At 45.4% G+C, this 2,466-nt stretch carries 1 protein-coding gene and 1 pseudogene; both read right to left on the bottom strand.

From position 1 onward, the window contains the following. Positions 1 to 264: 264 nt before the first annotated feature. On the bottom strand, positions 265 to 1,431 hold the full coding sequence (locus tag B4K20_RS09395) for a ribonucleotide-diphosphate reductase subunit beta (protein WP_289282690.1): 1,167 nt from the start codon (positions 1,429 to 1,431) through the stop codon (positions 265 to 267). Beyond that, positions 1,431 to 2,466: pseudogene (locus tag B4K20_RS09400) on the bottom strand (ribonucleoside-diphosphate reductase subunit alpha); the annotation flags it as partial. The gene B4K20_RS09395 and the pseudogene B4K20_RS09400, both read right to left, overlap by 1 nt.

Raw genomic sequence — 2,466 nt, forward strand, 5'->3', positions numbered from 1 at the left:
CTTTCTCATTTTAAATGTTATTTTTACTCATTCTCAATGTTAAAAACTCAAAATTAATGTTACTCAATGGCATTTTTATCTCGAAGCGTATTAGATGCAAGAAACGAGATGTCTTTCGTAGTTCCTTTATTATTACTTGCCATATTCAGAATCAACCTCGTTTCAGTTAAAAAACTTTGGAATCAAATAACCATAAGCGAATGAGACTTATTATCAGGGTCGCTTATGGTTACATTTCGGTCACTGAATCAGTTACGCGACACATCAGTCCCATTTCAAACCACCACCGGTTTGATACTCGGTGACTTTGGTTTCGAAGAAGTTTTTCTCCTTCCGCATATTGGCTTGTTCATCAAGCCAAGGTAGGGTGGCTTCGGCACCTGGGAAGGGCTCTTCAAAGCCTAGTTGTTTCGCACGACGGTTCGCGGTGTAACGGAACTGGCCGTGATGCACTTCTTTTGAGTAACCTAAAATTGGGTCACGCAGAATGTAGCCTGCATAAGTTTCTTCTGCGGCGTCGGCTTCTTCAAACATCTGTTGGACTTTTTTCGGGTCCAAGGTGACGTTTTCTTCTTTCATGATTTGCTTACAAACGCGAATACCGAAAGAGGCGTGCATGACTTCGTCACGCATAATGTATTGCAGCTGTTCGGCGGTGCCTTTCATCAGACCACGACGTTGCAGAGCAAAAATCGGGCTGAAGCCGTTGTAGAACCATGAACCTTCAAAAATGCCAGCAAAGAAAGCATAGGACATGATGAAGTTTTCCAGTTCATCAGGATCGCGTAAATCAATATCACTACGCATGACAGTATTTAAACGGTCATTGGCCAGTTTAATTTTTTGGTAAATCTCTGGCACCACACGGTAGCGGTTATAGATTTCTGACTGATCAAGACCAATGGTTTCGATACAGTGCTGGTATGTCCATGTGTGTAATGATTCTTCATACACTTGGCGAGCCTGATAGATTTGCAGTTCAGGCGCGGTCATTTTTTCCATGACCGCCAGACCAATATTACGCATCGCTAAGATGTCTGAGGTGGTCAGGTATGACAGTACGTTTTCATAGACATGGCGTTCTTCCAGCGTCAGTTTATGACGGTAGTCATGAACGTCTTGCGCCATGTTGATATCCAGCGGTGTCCAGTGATTCTTGTTGGCATTCAGGAAGTAGTTCCATGCCCAAGGGTATTTGAACGGCGCTAACTGGTTAATATCCGCTTCACCATTGATAACGCGTTTGTCGTCAGCATTGACGGGCTTGGCGTTTGATAATGGCATTTGCTTGACCTCAGCCGAAGCGGGTGCTTCGCTGAGATCATTAGCCGCTGGTGCAGCAGGTTGTTCTGCTGCTTTTTCTTCGCTTTGTTTTTTTGCTTCCGCAGTACCGGCTATCGGTGCTGAGAATGGATCATCCCAATTCAACATTACTGACATGCCTCACAATCTGGTTCTAAAATTGAACACGCTTTTGGCGCTTCCATACCTTCACCTAGAACTAAATCGTCCATACTTGCTGATGAGCTGGCAACCGGCGCTTGCGTGCTCGCGGCGGCAACTGCTGTAGGCTTGCTTGGTGCAGGCGCTTCAGTTGCTGTTGTTGGTGCTGTGCTGGTTTTTTCTGCACCTGTTGCCCCCATAGAGCGGAGGTAATAGGTGGTTTTCAAGCCACGTACCCAAGCCAGTTTATAAAGGTTGTCCATCTTCTTACCTGATGGTTCAGCCATATATAAGTTAAGGCTTTGAGCTTGATCCAGCCATTTTTGGCGGCGTGATGCGGCTTCAATTAACCAGCGTGCATCCATTTCAAATGCGGTGGTGTAGAGTGATTTCAACTCAGCTGGAATACGGTCGATGCCTTGAAGGCTGCCATCGAAGTATTTCAGATCGTTAATCATCACGTCATCCCACAGATTACGTGCTTTCAAGTCTTCAACCATATATGGGTTGATAACAGTGAACTCACCTGACAGGTTCGATTTCACAAACAGGTTCTGATAGGTAGGCTCAATCGATTGACTGACACCACAGATGTTTGAAATCGTCGCTGTTGGGGCAATCGCCATGGTGTTTGAGTTACGCATGCCTTGACGTTTGATCTTGTCACGCAGCATGTCCCAATCCATAGTTTTGCTTTCGTCTTGTTGCAGATATTCACCACGCGCTTCTTTCAATAGTTTGATTGAATCGATTGGCAGGATACCTTTGCTCCATAAGCTACCTTCGTAGGTTTGGTATTTGCCACGTTCTGCAGCTAAATCAGATGAGGCGTCGATAGCGTAGTAGCTGATTGCTTCCATTGATTCATCAGCAAATTGAACGGCTTCATCAGAGCTGTAGGGAATACGCAGTTTGTATAGCGCATCCTGGAAGCCCATCAGACCTAAACCGACAGGACGGTGCTGTAAGTTTGAGTGGCGTGCTTGCGGTACGCTGTAGTAGTTGTACTCGATAACGTTATCT

This window comes from Methylophaga sp. UBA5088 (assembly GCF_002414625.1).
Classification (GTDB): Bacteria; Pseudomonadota; Gammaproteobacteria; order Nitrosococcales; family Methylophagaceae; genus Methylophaga; species Methylophaga marina.

Coding starts and splice junctions, on each gene's coding strand:
- B4K20_RS09395 (WP_289282690.1), bottom strand. CDS start 1,431: ATGTTGAATTGGGATGATCCATTCTCAGCACCGATAGCCGGTACTGCG.